Origin of the sequence: Paenibacillus sp. 598K (genome assembly GCF_003851045.1) — a bacterium.
Lineage (GTDB): Bacteria > Bacillota > Bacilli > Paenibacillales > Paenibacillaceae > Paenibacillus_D.
Genome location: NZ_BFBX01000459.1, coordinates 1 through 370 on the forward strand (window position 1 = coordinate 1; position 370 = coordinate 370).

General features: G+C 71.9%; 1 protein-coding gene. It reads right to left on the reverse strand.

Annotated features, from left to right (window positions below; genetic code table 11):
* Positions 1-370 (reverse strand): phosphopantetheine-binding protein (locus PA598K_RS35750; RefSeq protein WP_221414221.1); only part of this gene is annotated, 370 nt, incomplete at both ends.

Here is a 370-nt window from a genome sequence, read left to right on the forward strand (position 1 = left end):
CCCAGAGGCAGTCCATACTGCTGATGCAGTTGGGCCGTCAGGACGAGCGCCCGCAGCGAGTGGCCGCCGATGCCGAAGAAGTCATCGGCGCGTCCGACGCGCTCCCGCCCGAGCAGCTCGCTCCACACGTCCGCTAACAGCCGCTCCATCGGCGCCCAGGCCTCGCTGTCCGAGACGCCCGGCTCCTCGTCGGCCTCGGACTGCTGCGACGCCTCCGACGGCTCCGACGGCTCTGCCGCTTCCCGGAGCGCGATGCCGGCAGCAGCGGCGAGCTCTGCCAGCGGTCGCTGCGGCGCCGCCGCAATCTGTCGCAGCAAGGCGACATAGTCGCGGACCATCCGCGCCGCCGTCTCGCTGTCGAACAAGGCGG